Source organism: Shewanella litoralis (assembly GCF_009828585.1).
Taxonomy (GTDB): Bacteria; Pseudomonadota; Gammaproteobacteria; order Enterobacterales; family Shewanellaceae; genus Shewanella; species Shewanella litoralis.
The window spans coordinates 18,698-36,734 of record NZ_WSRZ01000022.1 but is presented as its reverse complement, the minus strand read 5'-3'; the positions used below and the strand labels follow the sequence as shown (position 1 = coordinate 36,734).

The 18,037-nt window shown below is 44.1% G+C and carries 13 protein-coding genes; 1 reads left to right on the top strand and 12 read right to left on the bottom strand.

The window, feature by feature from the left end; genetic code table 11:
- Positions 1 to 38: 38 nt before the first annotated feature.
- From GQA99_RS16165 to GQA99_RS16110, 12 genes are all read right to left on the bottom strand, one after another.
- Positions 39 to 3,281: an efflux RND transporter permease subunit gene (locus tag GQA99_RS16165; protein ID WP_160055604.1), complete on the bottom strand. Its 3,243-nt coding sequence runs from the start codon at positions 3,279 to 3,281 to the stop codon at positions 39 to 41.
- Between the two features lie 3 nt (positions 3,282 to 3,284).
- Positions 3,285 to 4,337, bottom strand: coding sequence for an efflux RND transporter periplasmic adaptor subunit (locus GQA99_RS16160; protein ID WP_160055602.1), 1,053 nt, complete (start codon positions 4,335 to 4,337; stop codon positions 3,285 to 3,287).
- A 208-nt stretch (positions 4,338 to 4,545) separates the two neighbouring features.
- Positions 4,546 to 5,829, bottom strand: a complete 1,284-nt coding sequence (locus GQA99_RS16155; RefSeq protein ID WP_160055600.1) for an OmpP1/FadL family transporter — start codon at positions 5,827 to 5,829, stop codon at positions 4,546 to 4,548.
- Positions 5,830 to 6,252: 423 nt separating this feature from the next.
- Entirely contained in the window at positions 6,253 to 7,710 is a 1,458-nt protein-coding gene (gene putP, locus GQA99_RS16150; protein ID WP_160055598.1) for a sodium/proline symporter PutP, read from the bottom strand.
- 134 nt (positions 7,711 to 7,844) lie between these two features.
- Positions 7,845 to 8,552 (bottom strand): DUF3379 domain-containing protein, encoded by a 708-nt coding sequence (locus tag GQA99_RS16145; RefSeq protein WP_160055596.1) that lies wholly within the window; start codon positions 8,550 to 8,552, stop codon positions 7,845 to 7,847.
- Entirely contained in the window at positions 8,545 to 9,108 is a 564-nt protein-coding gene (locus GQA99_RS16140; protein ID WP_160055594.1) for a sigma-70 family RNA polymerase sigma factor, read from the bottom strand. Before GQA99_RS16140 ends, GQA99_RS16145 begins: the two co-directional genes overlap by 8 nt.
- 135 nt (positions 9,109 to 9,243) lie before the next feature.
- Positions 9,244 to 10,875 carry a BatD family protein gene (locus GQA99_RS16135; protein WP_160055592.1) on the bottom strand — a complete coding sequence of 544 codons (1,632 nt, stop codon included), beginning with the start codon at positions 10,873 to 10,875 and terminating at the stop codon, positions 9,244 to 9,246.
- The gene (locus tag GQA99_RS16130; RefSeq protein ID WP_170293564.1) at positions 10,869 to 12,998 is read right to left on the bottom strand and encodes a VWA domain-containing protein; all 2,130 of its coding nucleotides are present in this window, start codon (positions 12,996 to 12,998) and stop codon (positions 10,869 to 10,871) included. Before GQA99_RS16130 ends, GQA99_RS16135 begins: the two co-directional genes overlap by 7 nt.
- Positions 12,998 to 13,996, bottom strand: a complete 999-nt coding sequence (locus GQA99_RS16125) for a vWA domain-containing protein (RefSeq protein WP_160055585.1) — start codon at positions 13,994 to 13,996, stop codon at positions 12,998 to 13,000. Before GQA99_RS16125 ends, GQA99_RS16130 begins: the two co-directional genes overlap by 1 nt.
- Positions 13,996 to 14,538: a DUF4381 domain-containing protein gene (locus GQA99_RS16120; RefSeq protein WP_160055584.1), complete on the bottom strand. Its 543-nt coding sequence runs from the start codon at positions 14,536 to 14,538 to the stop codon at positions 13,996 to 13,998. Before GQA99_RS16120 ends, GQA99_RS16125 begins: the two co-directional genes overlap by 1 nt.
- Positions 14,539 to 15,474, bottom strand: coding sequence for a DUF58 domain-containing protein (locus GQA99_RS16115; RefSeq protein ID WP_160055583.1), 936 nt, complete (start codon positions 15,472 to 15,474; stop codon positions 14,539 to 14,541).
- A 41-nt stretch (positions 15,475 to 15,515) separates the two neighbouring features.
- Positions 15,516 to 16,472 (bottom strand): AAA family ATPase, encoded by a 957-nt coding sequence (locus GQA99_RS16110; protein ID WP_160055582.1) that lies wholly within the window; start codon positions 16,470 to 16,472, stop codon positions 15,516 to 15,518.
- Positions 16,473 to 16,722: 250 nt separating this feature from the next.
- On the opposite strand from GQA99_RS16110, the gene fadI reads away from it, so the two are divergent.
- A complete protein-coding gene (gene fadI / locus GQA99_RS16105) occupies positions 16,723 to 18,033 on the top strand; it encodes an acetyl-CoA C-acyltransferase FadI (RefSeq protein ID WP_160055581.1) in 1,311 nt (436 codons plus the stop codon).
- Positions 18,034 to 18,037: the final 4 nt, after the last annotated feature.

Sequence of the window (18,037 nt, the reverse complement as noted above, 5' to 3'; positions counted from 1 at the left end):
TTGAGCTCCTATGGGCGTAATGCCCAATAACATGATAACTACTGAGTAATTTTTGCTGCCATTTTTGATTTCATCACTGAAAAATACAGTACTGGAATCACAATTAGCGTCAAAATGGTTGAGATAAAAATTCCGAAAATTAAGCTTATCGCTAACCCGTTAAAAATAGGGTCGTCGATAATAAATAGTGCACCAATAATGGCTGCCATCGCGGTTAACATAATCGGTTTGGCTCTCACAGCACCTGAGTGGATGACCGCTTGCTCAAACGGCACGCCAGCAGCGGTTTGCTGGTTGATAAAATCGACCAGTAATATCGAGTTTCGAACAATAATCCCAGCCAGTGCAATCATGCCAATCATTGATGGTGCGGTAAATTGCGCCCCTAATAATGCATGGCCCGGCATAACACCAATAATGGTTAATGGAATAGGAGCCATAATCACTAAGGGGACGATATAAGACTTAAATTGTCCTACGACCAGTAAGTAAATCGCAATCATGCCCACGGCATAAGCAATGCCCATATCTCTGAAGGTTTCGTAGGTGATTTTCCATTCGCCATCCCATAAAATGGCCACGTCAGTTAAGCCATCTGGCTGGTTAACTAAATGTTGCTCGATAGGGTAGTTAAGCTCGCCTTGTTCTGTTTCATGGTTAATTTGGCTCACCATGTCAAACATCCCATATAATGGACTACCCGTTGGGCCAGCCATATCAGCAACAACCATAATCATCGGGACCATGTTTTTGTGAACAATAGGGGCATCAATGGTGCGTTGTTTAACTGTAACCAGTTCGGTAAGGGCAATTTGAGCGCCGTTTTGACTTGCCACCCGCAATTGCAGTACTTGCTGTAAATCTACTTTTGCAGCTTCATCGACTTGCAAGCGAATTGGCGTCGGGTGTTTACGTTCAGGGATGTGCAAATAACTGGCATCATTGCCATTAACAGCACTGTTAATCGCATCGATAATACTGCTGTAAGACACGCCAAGTAAGCGCGCTTTACTGCGGTCTATCACGACTTGCCATTGCTGTTGTTGAGCGGGTAAAAAGATATCCATGTCGACAACATAATCAGTATTTTTAAACCGCTGTAATAAGTCATTGGCGGCTTGCTCTCGTAATTGTGTGGTTGGAGCATACACTTCGGCCACAATGGGGGACCACACCGGTGGACCAGGTGGCACTTCAACAATTTTTACGTTGGCGTTATATTGCAAGGCAATACGTTGTAAGGGTTCACGTACTGATGATGCAATAGTGTGACTGTCGCGATCGCGGTGTTTTTTATCCACCAAATTGACTTGAATATCGCCTAGCTCTTGGCTGCTGCGTAAAAAGTAATGTCTTACCAAACCGTTAAAATTCATTGGTGCATGAGTACCAGCGTAAAGCTGAATATGCTCAATTTCTTCAACGGTTGTCAGGTATTGACTTAAATCTTGTAGTACCCGCTGAGTTTGCTCAACAGGCGTGCCCTCAGGCATATCAACCATCACTTGAAACTCAGACTTATTATCAAACGGCAGCATTTTGAGCACTACCGCTTGAAATACCGGTAACGCCACGGCAAATGCAATAAGCAACGTGATGACAAGCATTAATCCTTTACGGGCTTTAGAGGCATGTTCACCAATTAAAAATGGACTCATTAACGTTGTAAAAAAGCGGGTAAGTGCCGTTTCTTGTTCGGTATTATGATCATCATTGCTATGGTGTTTATGAGGTTTGAGCAGGTGACTGCTTAACCAGGGGGTCATGATAAAAGCAATTAACAATGATATCAGCATACCCATACTAGCATTAATAGGAATAGGGCTCATGTAAGGCCCCATCAAGCCTGACACAAACGCCATGGGTAATAACGCCGCGATAACAGTGAACGTTGCTAGGATAGTGGGGCCACCCACTTCATCGACAGCATGCGGAATAAGCTCGCTGATGGATTTATTACTGAGCGCCATATGACGGTGAATATTCTCAACTACCACAATGGCATCGTCGACCAAAATACCAATGGAAAAGATAAGCGCAAATAACGAGATGCGGTTTAAGGTAAATCCCCATGCCCACGAGGCAAACAAGGTGATAGCGAGGGTAATGATAATGGCAATACCCACCACTGCGGACTCGCGCACTCCCATAGTGAACAGCACTAATAGCACCACAGCAGAGGTCGCAAATATCAGTTTAAAAATAAGCGTGTTGGACTTATCACCGGCGGTTTGACCGTAGTTACGTGAGATAGCCACCTCAACATTATCGGGGATTAGCACATTATTGACCGCCTCAACTTTGGCCAACACTGCATTGGCAATATCGACGGCATTTTGGCCAGCTTGTTTACCGATAGCAATGGTTACCGCGGGGTAACTGCCTTGTTGATTAACATGCCATACACTTTGTTTAGGAATGTCGCTTTGTAATTGAATGTCGGCAATATCTGCCAAATACACTACGCCAGCAGCGCCAGTTGTGGATGCTTGATTGACCTTGATTAATAAATTCTTTACATCGTCGACATTGCGCAGAAACTCGCCGGTTTTCAGTTTTATTTCTTGATTATATTGCGTCATAGACCCTAATACAGAGGTCTGATTATTGTCTTGTAAGGCGCTGCTGATGTCGGTAAATGTGATGCCATAACTGTTCATCTTGATGGGGTCTAAGCGCACATTTAACACTAACTCATGTTGGCCCTGGCTGTATATTTCGCGGGTGCCAGGGATCCGTTTAAGCTCTGTTTCTAGCACAGACGCTACCGAGGTTAGCTGCTCCGCTGTCATGTTAGGGTCTTTCGACCATAAGGTTAGTCCGACAATCGGCACGTCATCGATACCACGAGGCTTGATTAACGGCTCACCAATACCGGCGGCATAATTAAATTTATCACTATTGGAATATAACTGGTTGTAGAGGTTAACTACGGCTTCATCTCGCGGCACGCCGACATCAAAAATCGCAATAATTAATGCCCCGTCAGGTTGTGAAAATGAGTACAGGGTATCAATGCCTTTAATTTCAGAGATAATTTGTTCAGCCGGAAGGGTAACTTGGTTTTCAACTTCGGTTGGGGTTGCGCCTGGATAAGGAATGAATACATCGGCAAAGGTCACATCGATTTGCGGCTCTTCTTCCTTAGGAGTGATGATGACGGCAAAAATACCCAGTAATAATCCTAATATTGCTAAAAGAGGCGTAATAGCACTGTGCTGAAACGCACTGGCGATTTTTCCTGAAATACCTAAACGAGATGAACGCTCTGAAGGTGTCATAAATTACTCCTTCACCTTGGCTGCATTGGCATTAATGACATATTGCGCCGCGTCGATGATGATCTCATCCGATGGCATCAAACCCGATAAAACTTGTGCTTGTTGCTTAGCGCTATCAATAAAGCCTAATCGTACTTGGCTGAGTACAATTTTGTCACCGTTTTTACGGTATACAGAGGTGAGATCACCCACCTGATGAATCGCAGATATTGGCACCATTAAGCTTGGTTGACTCGTTTGCTCAAACACGACTTTTACCCATTGCCCAACAAGGTTGTCGGTGTCGTTTGGGTTGATAAAATTGACGCGTACAGCATGGCTGTGAGTGAGCGGGTCGGCAAAATTAAATGGGTTGATATCGTTAGCGGTAATGACCTGACCGTTGCCGAGTTGAATACTAATATTTTCAAGCTGTTGAATGCTGGGTAAATCTTGCTGTGATACTTGAAACACCACTCTGAGATGTTGAGTGTCGTAACCAGAAAACAGTGCCTGACCGTATGAAATGGTTTCGCCTTGTTCGACAAAACGCTGGGTCACGCGGCCACTAAAAGGCGCACTGACAATCGTGTAATTTACGCTTTCTTTGGCTTTAATCAGTTGTGCTTTAGCACTGCTTACCGCTTGTGCGGATGATTTTGCTTTTGCAGTGGCCTCGTCCATTGCCCCTTTTGATATGGCACCTTTTGGAAATAATTCTTTATAACGTGTGTATTGAGCTTGAGCTTCACTGTTTACCGCTTCGGCTTTTGCGAGTTCTGCTTCTGCTCCTGCAAGCTCTGCACCTTGTTCTTTATTGGTAATTTCAAGTAATGCAGCGCCTTGAGGCACTAAATCATTCACGTCGTAATGGATATTAATAATTCGGCCAGAAGTTTGTGCTGATACTGTAGCCGCTTTAATGGCTTCGACTTTAGCGTCAAATACGCGTGGCTGAGCATGAGAAGAATATTGAATTGTTACCGTATCAAACGCCTCAGATGCCGCGAATATCGGAAAAGAAATAACAGTGCATATAGCACCAACAAGCGAGAATGATGTGAGTAAGCGAGACATAATGGTAGCACCTATATAAAGTCTATAAGAAAATTCTAATGGACTTTGGTTTTTTACGCAATAGATGCATTAGAAAAATTTATATATTAGTACTTTTAGGCATAAAAAAACCGCCCAGAGCAAGGCGGTTTAGTTGGATAGATCAGAAGTGGCAACCCCTATTAGTGCTACCACAGCGGCTTGTTAGGCATTTAACATGCCGACAGGCTTAAAAACTGTAGTTGTACTGCACTGAGTAATACACTGCATTTGAGCGAGTTTGTGCTGAAATCTCGCTGTCTAATCCAGGTGCCATTGGCAGGATTGCGCTGTTTTCTAATACGGTGACATCTTCACCGCGAACAAATGCAATGCCAAAATCAACGCTAGATTGATTGGTCAAATCATAACTGACACCAGCGGTATACCAGGTGCGATCAGAGTCTGGAATTGACAGTGATGAGTGCTGATCAACCACACCTTCATCGGTCGCAATACCTGCTCGTAATGTCCAATCCTCTGTAAGGTTGTAGGTCGCGCCTAAACTTAAGAACCACGAGTCTTTCCAGTGGTATTCTTTTAAGTCTGTTTGCGAAACACCGTTGTCGCCGTCGATCACTTCTATACGATCAAACTTGCTCCAGTTGGTCCATTGCGCAGTGTAATGCACTGCAAAATCGTTGGTTAGCTGGTGGAAACCGGCAAACTGAGCAATATCTGCAATTGGGATATCAATTTCGTTATATTCTGAATAAGCATAATTAACATCGCCTTTAGCCGTTAATGTTGGGCTTAAACGGTAACTTAGGCCAAAACGGTTATTTGCATTCATTTCATACACAACACCGGCGATACCGCCTAATGCCCAACCATCGGCTTCAACGTCAACAATACTGCCAATTTGTGGGTTTTCTGTGGTACGGGTTAATGTACCACTGCCATACACGGCATCAAGGCCTAAACCTAAGCTCCACTGCTCATTAATACGGTATGACACGCTGGTATTTAAGTTAATGGTAACCACTTCGGTGTTACCCAGTAAGTCTACCGGTGTTGGTAATGGCACTGCATTACCGCCAACGGTAGGCGTTCTGTCTGCTAATGCCGTTAAATCTGTACCTGTACCATAGTTACTAAATGCAGCGACACCAAAGGCCCATTTATCATCGATTGGGTTAATGTAATAAAAATTAGGGATGACTTTTGAGTCTGCAGCATCGTGCTCGCTGCCATAGTCCACAGCCTGGCCGCCGTATGAGCCCGTTACATCTGACACTGACACATCGATATCGGCATACACAGCACCTAAAGATAATGAGGTGTTATCAAATAATGCCATTGCTGCTGGGTTACGTGATAACACAGAGGCGTTGTCGGCAATGACAGCGTCGCCTGCCATTGCACGGCCAATGCCTGTTGCTGATTGGCTATTAAGTTGAAAGCCTGCTGCAGAAGCTTGAGTGCTAGCAAGTAATACTGCTGAAGCAAGAAGAGTCTTGTTGAACTTATTCATTATTATTTCCCATTTATTATTACTGTGACGTACAAAAAATTAACTTGTTGGACCACTCACAGCGTAAAGTCTGGGGCATCTTAGGTAAGTGGTATGCAGCTAACAACTCCGACCAGATGTTAGTTATTGTTAATATTAAGTTAATTATGCTTTGTGGCTGTGTCATAGGTGTTTGATAGCATGGCAGTATATGTAAATATGCTTTGCTCACATTTTTAAGAAATACATTAATTAAAAAATATTCATTTGAACAAAATGTAAGATAAACGTTAAAAAACAAGAGGGTAAATAAGCCTGTTTGAAAAGGGGGGGCACTTATTCTTGCTGATTGATATAACACAACCTCAGGGCGAGATTGTGTTATCCAAATGCGAATGGTGGATTAAGCGCTAATGATTAATTAAGCGCAAAGTCGATAGTAAATTATGATTTTAACGCAGCATTAAAGTTATCAAAATCGGCCATTGTTTTAGGGGCAGGCGGTGACAGTTTGCTCACCACAACGCCAACTAATGTCGCTAGTAAAAAGCCCGGAACGATTTCATATAAATCAAATAAACCACCGGTAAGCTGCTTCCATACCACCACGGTGATCGCTCCAACAAGAATGGTTAATACTGCACCATTGCGGCTATAGCCACGCCAAAACAATGACAATAAGACCACCGGCCCAAATGCTGCGCCAAAACCAGCCCAAGCGTAGCTCACTAACCCTAGCACACTGCTGTCAGGGTTTAAGGCCACAATGCCAGCCACGAGGGCAATTGCAATAACACCAAAGCGTCCTACCAGCATTAACTCTTTATCACTGGCTTTAGGGCGCAACCACTTAAGGTAAAAGTCCTCGGTTATCACACTTGAACAAACCAATAGTTGTGAGTCGATAGTGCTCATAATGGCCGATAAAATGGCGGCGATCAGTAAGCCACCAATCCATGGGTTAAAGGCAACATGTGCTAAGTTAATAAAGACCGTTTCAGCGTTTTCTAATGGCTCAGCGGCAAAGTACAAACTGCCTGCTATACCTGTGGCCAAGGCACCTACTAACGAGAACATCATCCAACTCATGGCAATACGACGAGACAGCACTAAATCATTTGGATTACCAATGGCCATAAAGCGCGACAAAATATGTGGTTGCCCAAAATAACCTAAGCCCCAAGCCAATAAAGACACTAAGCCCAAAACCGTGGTGTTGTCGTTAATAAATGACAGCATCGCAGGGTCTATTTGTTCAAAACTCACTTGAGTTTCGGGTTGACTAAAGATAGTTACCGGAACAATCAGTAAGGCTATTAACATCAAGCAACCTTGAAAAAAGTCAGTCCAACTTACGGCAAAAAAACCACCCACGAACGTGTATGACACAATAATGAACGAGCCGATAACCAGCGCGACGGTATAATCCAGACCGAAGACTTTTTCAAACAATATTGCGCCACCTACCATGCCTGAAGAAGCATAAAATGTGAAAAACACTAAAATGGTCACAGCAGACACGACTCTTAATAAACCATGGTTGTCGTTAAAGCGATTTTCGAAAAAGTCTGGCAATGTGAGGGCGTTATCAGCCATTTGGGTGTAAATACGTAAGCGCTTGGCGACAAATAACCAGTTTAGCCATGCACCAAAAATTAACCCAAAGCCAATCCATGCTTCGCCTAAACCGCTGAGATAGACCGCGCCAGGTAAGCCTAGTAATAGCCAGCCTGACATGTCAGAAGCACCCACACTCAGTGCTGTTACGGCCGGGCCCATTTTCCTGCCGCCAAGTATATAGTCGTCTACCGTGTCAGTTTTACGATAAGCCCAGTAGCCTATGCCCATCATTAAAGCGAGATATCCAACAAATGTAATGATGATTGGTGTTTGAATTTCCATATATCGTCCAGAGAGTTATTTTTATGGCCGCAATCCTAGCAGAAGTTTGATCTTGTTCACACTTTGATTTATTCATGATCAAAAAAATCCGCTATTCAATGGAATAGCGGATTTTGAGTGATACAACTTCAGTGTTAAATAAAGGTGTTTTCGACTTCTTTTTTGACAAAATCTAAGTCAGATGCAGGCTCGCCAACAAGAACCATATAGGCATTTGCTGTTTGAAAGCTTTGTCCTTTGTATTGATTGTCTGCAAAGGCTTCTTCTAATACCATGCGACTTTCAGCAGGCACAATAAATAAAGTGACTTTATTACCTAATTCATCAGCCATCACCAAGTGCAGTGATTTTACCCCTTGGAAATCACAATATGAGGTGTAAAACACTCGTCCCGGTTGTTTGATGAATTTAGAGTCGCTTAAGCCTTTTAGGCTAGCCAGTTTAAAATTAACATCATTAAAGCCTATGTCCTGTTCCATCACTAATGCTTTGGTTTCATGGTGAACGTGGGCTAATGAGTTCTCAGATAAATTCACTGGGGTAAACCGTAACATACTAAAGCTGACGCCCACTACAAAGGCAACCGATGCTGCCATGGCCATCATATAACGGCCACGCTTTTTGGTCTGCTGATGTTGGCTTAATTGCTGTCGTAATAATAATTTATCAGCCAGCCCTTCAGGTACATCAATAGCCAATGCCTGAGTCAATTTTTGGTCAAATGCTTTTAGGTCTTTGACAAATTTAGCATCGTCTTCATTTTCAGCAAGGTGTGCTAAAAACTCGTCGGATTGATTGTTTGGATCGCCATATGCTTGACGACGAAATTGTAGATCATCCATTTGATTGACCTCTTACCTCTGGTGCTTCTAATGCTTCTTTTAATTGGTTTCTAGCTCTGAATAAGCGCGTCATGACCGTGTTGCGGTTCAATTCGAGCATGTCGGCAATTTCATCGCCACTAAATCCACCAATCAGTTGCAATAACAAAGGTTCTCGGTATTCGATATCGAGCTTACCTATTTGGCGACGAAGCCAATATTGTTCTGTTTGATCTTCATTACTTGACGAAAAAACATCTTCAAGTAACTCTTGCTCAACATCACTGTAGTCAAATTGTTTACGCTCAAAACGTCTGGCATTTTCCCGTCTTAAAATGGTAATGAGCCAGGCTTTTGCGGCTTTATCATCTTTTAAAGAGTCCAAAGATCGCCACGCCCTTAAGAACGTTTCTTGAGTGATATCTTCTGCAACATGTTTATCTCCGCATAGCCAAAAAGCATAACGGAAAATGTCGGTGTGAAGTGCCCTGACAAGGCTATCGTATCGTCGTTGTTTTGTTACCATGTCAGATAAGACCGCGACATCTGTCTTTTTCTTTCGTAGGGATCCGAACATTTTTTAACTTTTTTTAGTTAAACATGTTCAATAGCTTAAAAAGCCCGAGCGGCAATAGCAAGATAAATCACCTCAGCACCTTGGTGAGTGCTTTACCGCTTTTACTGGCGCTGAGGTGAAAGAACGAATCGCTGATTATGGATTGAGATCGGCAATAAGCGATGCTGAGTGGGGATGAGACTGTTCTTTGTAGGCCAAAATGGCATCCATTAATGATTTTTTATCCATCGCTTGAGGCTGGCGGCTGTATTTATCTGCCTGCAATTTATTAATGGCAACGGCTAAAGCCGGTGATAATTCGCTGATTTGGGTTAAGGTCATTGAGGTACCACAGCGTTCACTAAAATAGGCCTGTACCGCTTTAATGGCTGCGCTGCTGTCGTTTCTGTCACATGCATGAATAATCGCGTTTAAGCCTGTGGTAGCTGTTTTTCGTGGAGTGTTAACCTGTTTAAAGCTTGCATCAGGATTGATCGAGTAACTTGCTGCCACCGCTCTGCGCCATAACACGAGTGTAATTAACCATAACACCGCAAACACTGCGCTGATGATGGGCCAGTACTCACTGTTTGTGGTTGGGCTAAAGCTATCTGCTGCGGGAATGTCGGTGGTGTTTGCACTACTGCCAATCACTGTGATGGTGCGTTGTGGCAAGGTGGCAAACTGTTGCTTTTTAAGGTGTGGATTCCACCATGGCACACGAATTTCAGGCAGCACATACTTCCCTGGCTTTGTTGGCACAATGGCGGTTGTTAGGCTGTATTGCGACACAACTTGATTGTCACGCACAAAAGTTTGTCTAAGCGGTTTTTCTGGATATGCTTTTAATCCTTCCGCTAGCGGGATATCAATGTCGGGCAGGCTGGTGTCGTCGGTATTAGAGGCAATGAGGCTAATGGTGCGGGTAATTGGGCTACCGACCTCAAATTCAGTGACATCTTCTGGCCATGTTTCTTTTAACATAGCGATGTCGCTCACCAGCCATTTACCTTGATAACTGGGTGGTGTTGAGTTGATTTGAATCACTTCACGCTCGGCTTCTGTTTGCATTGGTCGGCTTTCATTAAAGCCAAACATGCCACCACGACGCTGCGCTTCAACTAAGACATCACCGGAAAAGCTTGCGCCATTGATGACAAGCTCGCCAGGCAGATCGGCAATAATGCCGTAGGTGCGTTCAATGACTCTAAAGCGGCGTCCGTCGAGTATTTCACTGCCGTCTTTGTCTTCGCCAATTTGTTTAATTTGAGCGCCTTCAACGGCGGGGGCACTTAATACGCCGCGCTGTAGCTCTACAGCCAGATACAATTTAACTTTGTATGTGATTAATTGGCCCACATAGGCTTCAGAAGCATTGGTTTGTACTTTTATGAAGACATTTTGTACTTCATCTGCTGATGTACCTGATGGCATCACTTTTAAGGCAATGGGTGTTGAGCTGACATCTTTAATATTAAATGCTGGGATGATGACAGTCCCGGTAGTTTTTGGCGACAATAAGACTTGCCAGCGGGTTTCACGCGTGGTGTCAAAGTTAACCATTTTAGTGCTGCGACCGACGCTGGTTCTACCAACAATAAAATCATCAAGTAGCACTGATGTGTCGAGTGCGCCGGCATTAAGATCGTCATCGGCGACGATATCAAGCACAAAATATTCGCCTTCTGACACGGGGTTTTTATCGACGGTGGCTTGTACCTGGCTAAGCGCAAAAGCGGGTGAGGCAATGATAAATAGCAATAAGCTAAATAGAGTTCTGATTACCACTGTTCATTATCCTTTAACGGTTGACTATTTTGACGACGTTTTTGATATTCAAGCTGCATTTTGTTGCGAATGAGCACTTGTGGATCTTCGTTTATGGCCCGTAATGCCCGTTGCATATCTGCAGGTAAATCATTTGGATTCACTTGCGATGCAGAAATCACTTCAGAAGATGTTTCTGGTGGCTTTTCTGTCGGCGCTGCGTTCGCACTCATTTGCTGCTGTTGCTGGTTAGCTTGTTCTTCGGCGGCTTCTGTTGCAGCTTGCATGCTGGCTTCGTTACTTAATGGTTCACTGTCGCTAGGCTGTTGGCCTGTTTGTTGTGACTGTTGATCATTTTGCGCGCTGTCGGCAGCAGATTGCTCATCTGACGCTGGGTTATTGTCATTAGACTGTTGCTCATTATCCGCTTGTTGTTCAGAGCCTGACTGTTTTTGGCTATCTTGTTGCGAATCATCGGAAGCATTTTTTTGTGGATCATTGTTTTGTTGATCACTGTTTTGTGATTGATTGCTTTGTGAGTCATTAGTCTGCTCACTTGCATCATTTTGCGGCGATTGCTGTTGTTGATTGTCAGCATCGCTTTGTTGATTATTGTCTGATTGCTGCCCATCTTGTTGATTACCGGCCTCATCAGATTGTGATTGCTCAGAAGATGATGAATTATTTTGGTTAGATTGATCTGAGTTTGAATCGTTTGATTGTTCACCTTCGCCAGATTGATCTTGATTAGACGATTGCTCTTGTTTTTGTTGGTCGAGCAACTGTTTTGCTAACTCAAGGTTTTTCTGTGCTTCAGTAAAGGGCGATTGTAATTCAATAGCTTGCTGATAACGCTTAATGGCTTCTTGGTAGTCGCTTAGTTGCATTAATGCATTACCCTGATTATATAAACCATTGGCACTGTTATCTTGCTCAAAACCTTCTAGGGCTTGCTGATAATCACCAGCTTTGTAATGAGCCGATGCCTGCCATTGTGGGTCTTTAAAGGTGTCAGCCGCTTGGATGAAGTCGCCTTGTTCAAACGCTGATTGTGCTTGTTGATCTTGAGTTTGCCATAAATCTTGCCAAAGCGATGCGTGTGCAGGTTGGCTAGTTACCGCGTTTAGCCCCATTAAAGCGCCAAGTAAAAAGAGTGGATTTAATACTATTGTCATTAAGCCTTGACGAAAACTAATCAACATAGGTAATACCAGTAACATGGCTAAATAAGGGCCTAAATCTTGCCAAGATTCACCGGCAAGCTCTGTTTCGGTAGCATCGCCATCAATAGCTAACCAGTCGGTGAGCGTGATGATATCGCTGCCGTCAGTTTGTGCGGGCACTAAAATCCCTTGATGTTGTTGAGCTAACTTTTGCAATAAACCGTAGTCTGTTTTAGCCACCACTACTTCGTTGCTACTGTCGCGCAGTAACTGGCCATCACCTAAGCGGATTGGCGCACCTTGTTGGCTACCAAATGCCATAATAGATAAACGATAGCGACTATCTTTTAATGCTTTGGCCGCTTGATTGAATTGAGTATCTGATACCCCATCTGTCATTAAAATAATATCACCACGCACATGACCGCCTTGTGCCAGTAGCTTTTCGGCAAGTGTCAGGGCTGAGGCGAGGCTAGACCCTTTTGTCGGCATAATCTCTGGCGACAGCGTCGGTAATAAATTAAGAATGGTTGCCGTGTCGCGGGTTAAAGGGCTGATGGTATATGCATCACCAGCGTAGGCAATAAGGCCGGTTTCACCTTCTTTTAACTCTGCGAGTAAGTCAGTGGCTCTAAAGCGCGCATAGGACAAACGGTTAGGGCTTAAATCGGTAGCGTACATCGACAAAGACATGTCCATGATCAACACTCGGCCTTGTTCGGTGGCAAACACCGGCAAGTTTTGTTTATTAACAGCCGGTCCAGCTAAGGCAATAACCGCGATAATCCAACACGCTATTAATAACCACTTAGGCTGACTTTTATTGTCTGCCGTTTGTGTGATAAGCAGCTGACTTAAATGCGGCGCGATGTATTGTTTCCATGCCGATTGTTGGCTGTGTCTGCGCCAAAATAATAAACTGATTAAAGCCACAGGCAATAAGGTAAATAACCACTCAGGTCGAATAAAATGCACCATTATCAGTTTGCCTCCTTGGTCACACTTTTAGGCGCAAAAACCGTTGGCCATTGCTGTTGTAACACAATCAGTAAACTGATGAGCAATGACAATAATAAAGGCCAATAGAACAATTCACTTTTAGGGCGATAACTGAGTTGGTCGCGACTGACGGGCTCAAGCTTATCAATTTGTTGATAAATACTGTCTAATTCTTCACTGTTGCGGGCTCTGAAATAATAACCATTGGTCATTTCGGCTAATTTTTTCAATTGCGTTTCATCTAAATCCATTGAGGGATTAATGCGCTCTTTACCAAATATGGTGCGGCGTTCTAGTACTTCAGCACCGACACCAATAGTGTAAATAGTGATGTTACGCTTAGCGGCAATTTGCGCGGCCACTTCAGGTTCAATATTACCGGCGTTATTTGAGCCGTCGGTTAATAAAATTAATACGCGGTTACTCTCATCGACTTGATCAAAGCGTTTTACCGCCAGAGCGATGGCTTCGCCTATGGCGGTTTGTTTGCCCACCAGGCCAATTTGGGCATCGTCTAAAAAGGTTGCTACTGAGCGTCTATCTAGGGTTAAGGGTGCTTGCAAATAAGCATGGTCTGCAAACAAGATAAGCCCGAGCCGGTCGCCTTTACGACGCTTAATAAAGTCACTGAGTACGTGCTGAATTAAGGTAAAACGATTAACGGTTTGGCCATTAATCACCATGTCTTCAATTTGCATACTGCCCGATAAGTCAACGGCCATCATTAAATCGCGGCCTTTTGATGGCAACTCAATGGGCTCGCCTAACCATTGAGGTCTGGCGATGGCAATGACTAACAAGGCCCACATTAACCAGTAGCGTTTTCGACTTTGTTTATTTTTATGGGTATGAGTCACCGTGGTAGTTGTCGCAATACCGGGTATATGTAAGTGTCCACCGACATCAGTGGTTTTGGTTTGTTTTATCAATAGTGGTAAAGGCAGTAGCAACAATAACCATGGCCAATATAAAGCTAACATTAGGCCTCCTGCACATTATTGTGCTGTGTTAACGAAGCATCACTAAAAGCCTGTTTATTGCTAAGCCATGCTTTTGCAAGTGACGCCAATTGCTGTTTTTCGTCAAACGTTAGGCCACTGGCCTGGTGCCGCTTAACCAGTAAGTGCCCTATTATTTGCTGTTGTTTGCCAGGCAGGCGAGTATCTAACCAATCAAACCATGGTTGGCCATTGAGTTTGGCTAGATTTTCTCGTGGCAAATAAGTCATGGCAGTACGTTTAAGCAGGCTGTTGACCTGTGCGGCAAAGCCATCGTCGTTAATGTCGTATTGATTCAGCATGGCAAGAGCCTGCCGTCTTGGCGCATGGTATTGGTATTTTTTATACAGTTGATAACCAAGCCAAATCGCGATGACGATAATGAATGCGGCAACAATCCAATAACCCGGTGCGATTGGCATTGAGCTAATCGGATCGGGGAATTTGATGTCTTGCAATTGTGCCAATGGCGATACACCAGCATCGGCAGTTATTGGCGGCATTGGCGAATTTGAGGTTGTCATTTAACGTAAAATATCCAATTGGGCACTGAGTGGTTTAGCGGCATCAATTAATCTAGGTTGTACTTTAATCAAATTCATTAGGTTAATAAATTGCTGTTGTTGTGACTGCTGATTGGCTAACCATGCTTCATAACTTTGGCGAGTTAAGGTTAACTGTTGTTGGCCATCGCGCACCGGTAAGGTGAACTGTTTGGGTAAGGCTAATGTGCCTTGTCTCAGTGGATCGGTAACCACAAATGCGCCAATATCACAGTGACGAGATAGCTCTGTAAGCGGGGCTAAACACTGTTGATTAATATGTTGGCCGTCACTAATAATCCAAATCAATGAACCCGGTTTCGCAATACGCTGTAATCGCTGGCAAGCTTTAAACATGTGCTCAGGATCAGACACGAGTTGATTTATTTGATTTAACTGTTGTTGATGAACGTCAATTAACCCTGAGGTTAACTGCAAGATGCCCTGGCGACGACTGCGAGGTTTAAGCTCTAAATGAGTCGACTCACTGGCAATCAGTGCGCCTAATCGATCACCATGATTGATTGCATTCCAGCCAAGCGTAGTGGCAAGGTGAGCAATTTGCACAGATTGCAGTAGCAGTTGCGAGCCAAAGTAAGCACTGTGGCTTAAATCTATAAGCAGCAGAATAGGACGTTCGCGCTCTTCTACAAACAATTTGGTGTGTGCCACACCAGTACGCGCAGTGACGCGCCAGTCAATTGTGCGTACGTCATCGCCATTTTGGTAATGACGTACTTCAGCAAACTCCATACCGCGACCTTTAATTAGGCTACTGCGATGTCCTGACAAGGCTGCTTTTGCCCGCGATTGACGATCAGGTATTGCCCGCGACAAACTTTGGCAGGCAATAAGTTCTTGCTCGGTGAGGTTCACACCATCGCTATAAAGCGGTAATGACTGCGTATCGTGCATCATAGCGCTATTACACTTACTAATATCAACATGCAACTTCGCCTTTAAGGTACGGCAACTTGGCTAAGAATATGGTTGATAACCTGATCGGCTGTTACACCTTCTGCTTGTGCTTGATAGCTCAATAACAAACGATGGCGAAGCACGTTAGGCGCGACGGCTTGAATGTCTTCAGGGGACACAAAGTCACGGTCGTGTAACCAGGCACGGGCACGAGCACAGCGCTCTAATGAAATGGTTGCACGCGGGCTTACGCCATATTCTAACCATTTGGCTAACTCGGCGCTGTAACGTGCTGGCTGACGGGTTGCCATAATAATTTCAACGATGTATTGCTCTAGCGGATCGGCTAAATAAATCTCTAATGCTTGATCGCGGGCGGCAAATACATCTGCTTGAGCAACTGGGTCAATGGTTGGCAGTTGATGTGTTTGTGCTTCTTTACGTGATTGCCTTAAAATTTGACACTCAGTTTCTGCACTGGGGTAATCAAGATTTAAGTGCATTAAAAAACGGTCAAGCTGCGCTTCAGGTAGCGGGTAGGTGCCTTCATTTTCTAATGGGTTTTGCGTCGCCATAACCAAAAAGAGAGGTGGCAGTGGGTAACTGTTTTTTCCTACAGTGACCTGGCCTTCGGCCATCGCTTCTAATAGTGCTGATTGCACTTTTGCCGGTGCACGGTTGATTTCATCAGCTAAAATTAGATTATGGAAAATCGGCCCTGCTTCAAATTCGAATGTCCCGGTTTGTTGACGATAAATATCGGTGCCTGTTAAATCGGCCGGCAATAAATCTGGCGTAAATTGAATACGGTGAAATTCACCTTCAACCCCGTCACAAAGCGCTTTAACTGCACGGGTTTTTGCTAAACCCGGAGGGCCTTCAACTAATAAATGGCCATTGGCGATAAGTGCAATTAATAGGTTTTCGGTTAATACGGGCTGACCTAACACAACAGTATCTAAATAGGTGCGCAGTGAGTGGAAACGACTTAACGGCATAGCTGTACTCAATTTATTTAGTTGGCATTGGGGTTATTGAAGCCTATGTTATGAATTCTATGGGTTTTTGGCTAGTAGGATTAACATATTTTAACTATTAATGAATCAGATAGTTGTAAACGCCTGTTTAAAACTATTCAATAAAAAGTTAGAATCAGGTCACACTTTGATGGTCTGACCAGATAATCTGGCAATAATAGAATACTTATCGGCTCTGCCTTGATGAGCTAACAATAATAGAGGGTGACATATGAGTGATAGACAACAGGTAACGAATGCCCGGGGCGAACGCATTGCGATTGTTGCCGGTTTACGAACTCCATTTGCTAAACAAGCTACTGCTTTCCATGGTGTTTCTGCGTTGGATATGGGCAAAATGGTGGTAAATGAGTTGCTGTCTCGCTCTGAAATAGACCCTCAACTTATTGAACAATTAGTGTATGGCCAGGTTGTTCAAATGCCTGCAGCGCCAAATATTGCCCGTGAAATCGTATTAGGTACAGGCATGAATGTGTCAACGGATGCGTATTCAGTAACCCGCGCCTGTGCGACGAGTTTCCAGTCTGCGGTCAACGTAGCTGAGTCAATTATGACCGGAAATATTGAAATTGGTTTAGCGGGTGGATCAGATTCATCGTCTGTATTACCCATTGGCGTGTCGAAAAAATTAGCTCACGCATTGGTCGACCTTAATAAAGCACGTACCTTTAAGCAAAAGTTCGCAATTGCACGTCGTTTAGGCTTAAAAGATTTAATGCCAGTACCGCCAGCGGTAGCAGAATATTCAACCGGTTTATCTATGGGGCAAACGGCTGAACAAATGGCTAAAACATACAATATTAGCCGTGCAGATCAAGATGCATTAGCCCATCGTTCACACACTTTAGCAACAGAAACATGGAATTCTGGCGTGCTTCAACAAGAAGTGATGACAGCGCACATTCCACCTTATAAGCAGTTTATCGACCGCGACAATAACATCCGTGAAAACTCGGTGCTTGAGTCTTATGCCAAATTACGTCCTGCGTTTGACCGCAAGCACGGCACAGTGACAGCCGCAAACAGTACGCCATTAACCGATGGTGCATCGGCGATTATTTTAATGAGCGAAGGCCGTGCCAAAGCCTTAGGTTATCAACCGATAGGCTACATTAAGAGTTATGCCTTTACTGCCATTGATGTGTGGCAAGACATGCTAATGGGCCCGTCTTATGCTACACCATTAGCGCTTAAGCGTGCGGGTATGGAATTAGAAGATCTAACCTTAATAGAAATGCATGAAGCATTTGCTGCACAAACACTCGCTAACATGCAAATGTTTGGGTCTAAAAAGTTTGCTGAAGAAAAGCTAGGGCGCAACCGCGCAATTGGCGAAATCGATATGAGCAAGTTTAACGTATTAGGTGGTTCGTTAGCCTATGGTCACCCATTTGCAGCCACTGGCACTCGCTTGATTACTCAAGTGTGTCGTGAACTTAAACGTCGTGGCGGTGGTACTGGTTTGGCAACAGCTTGTGCCGCTGGTGGTTTAGGTGCAGCAATGATTTTAGAGGTGGAGTAATGAG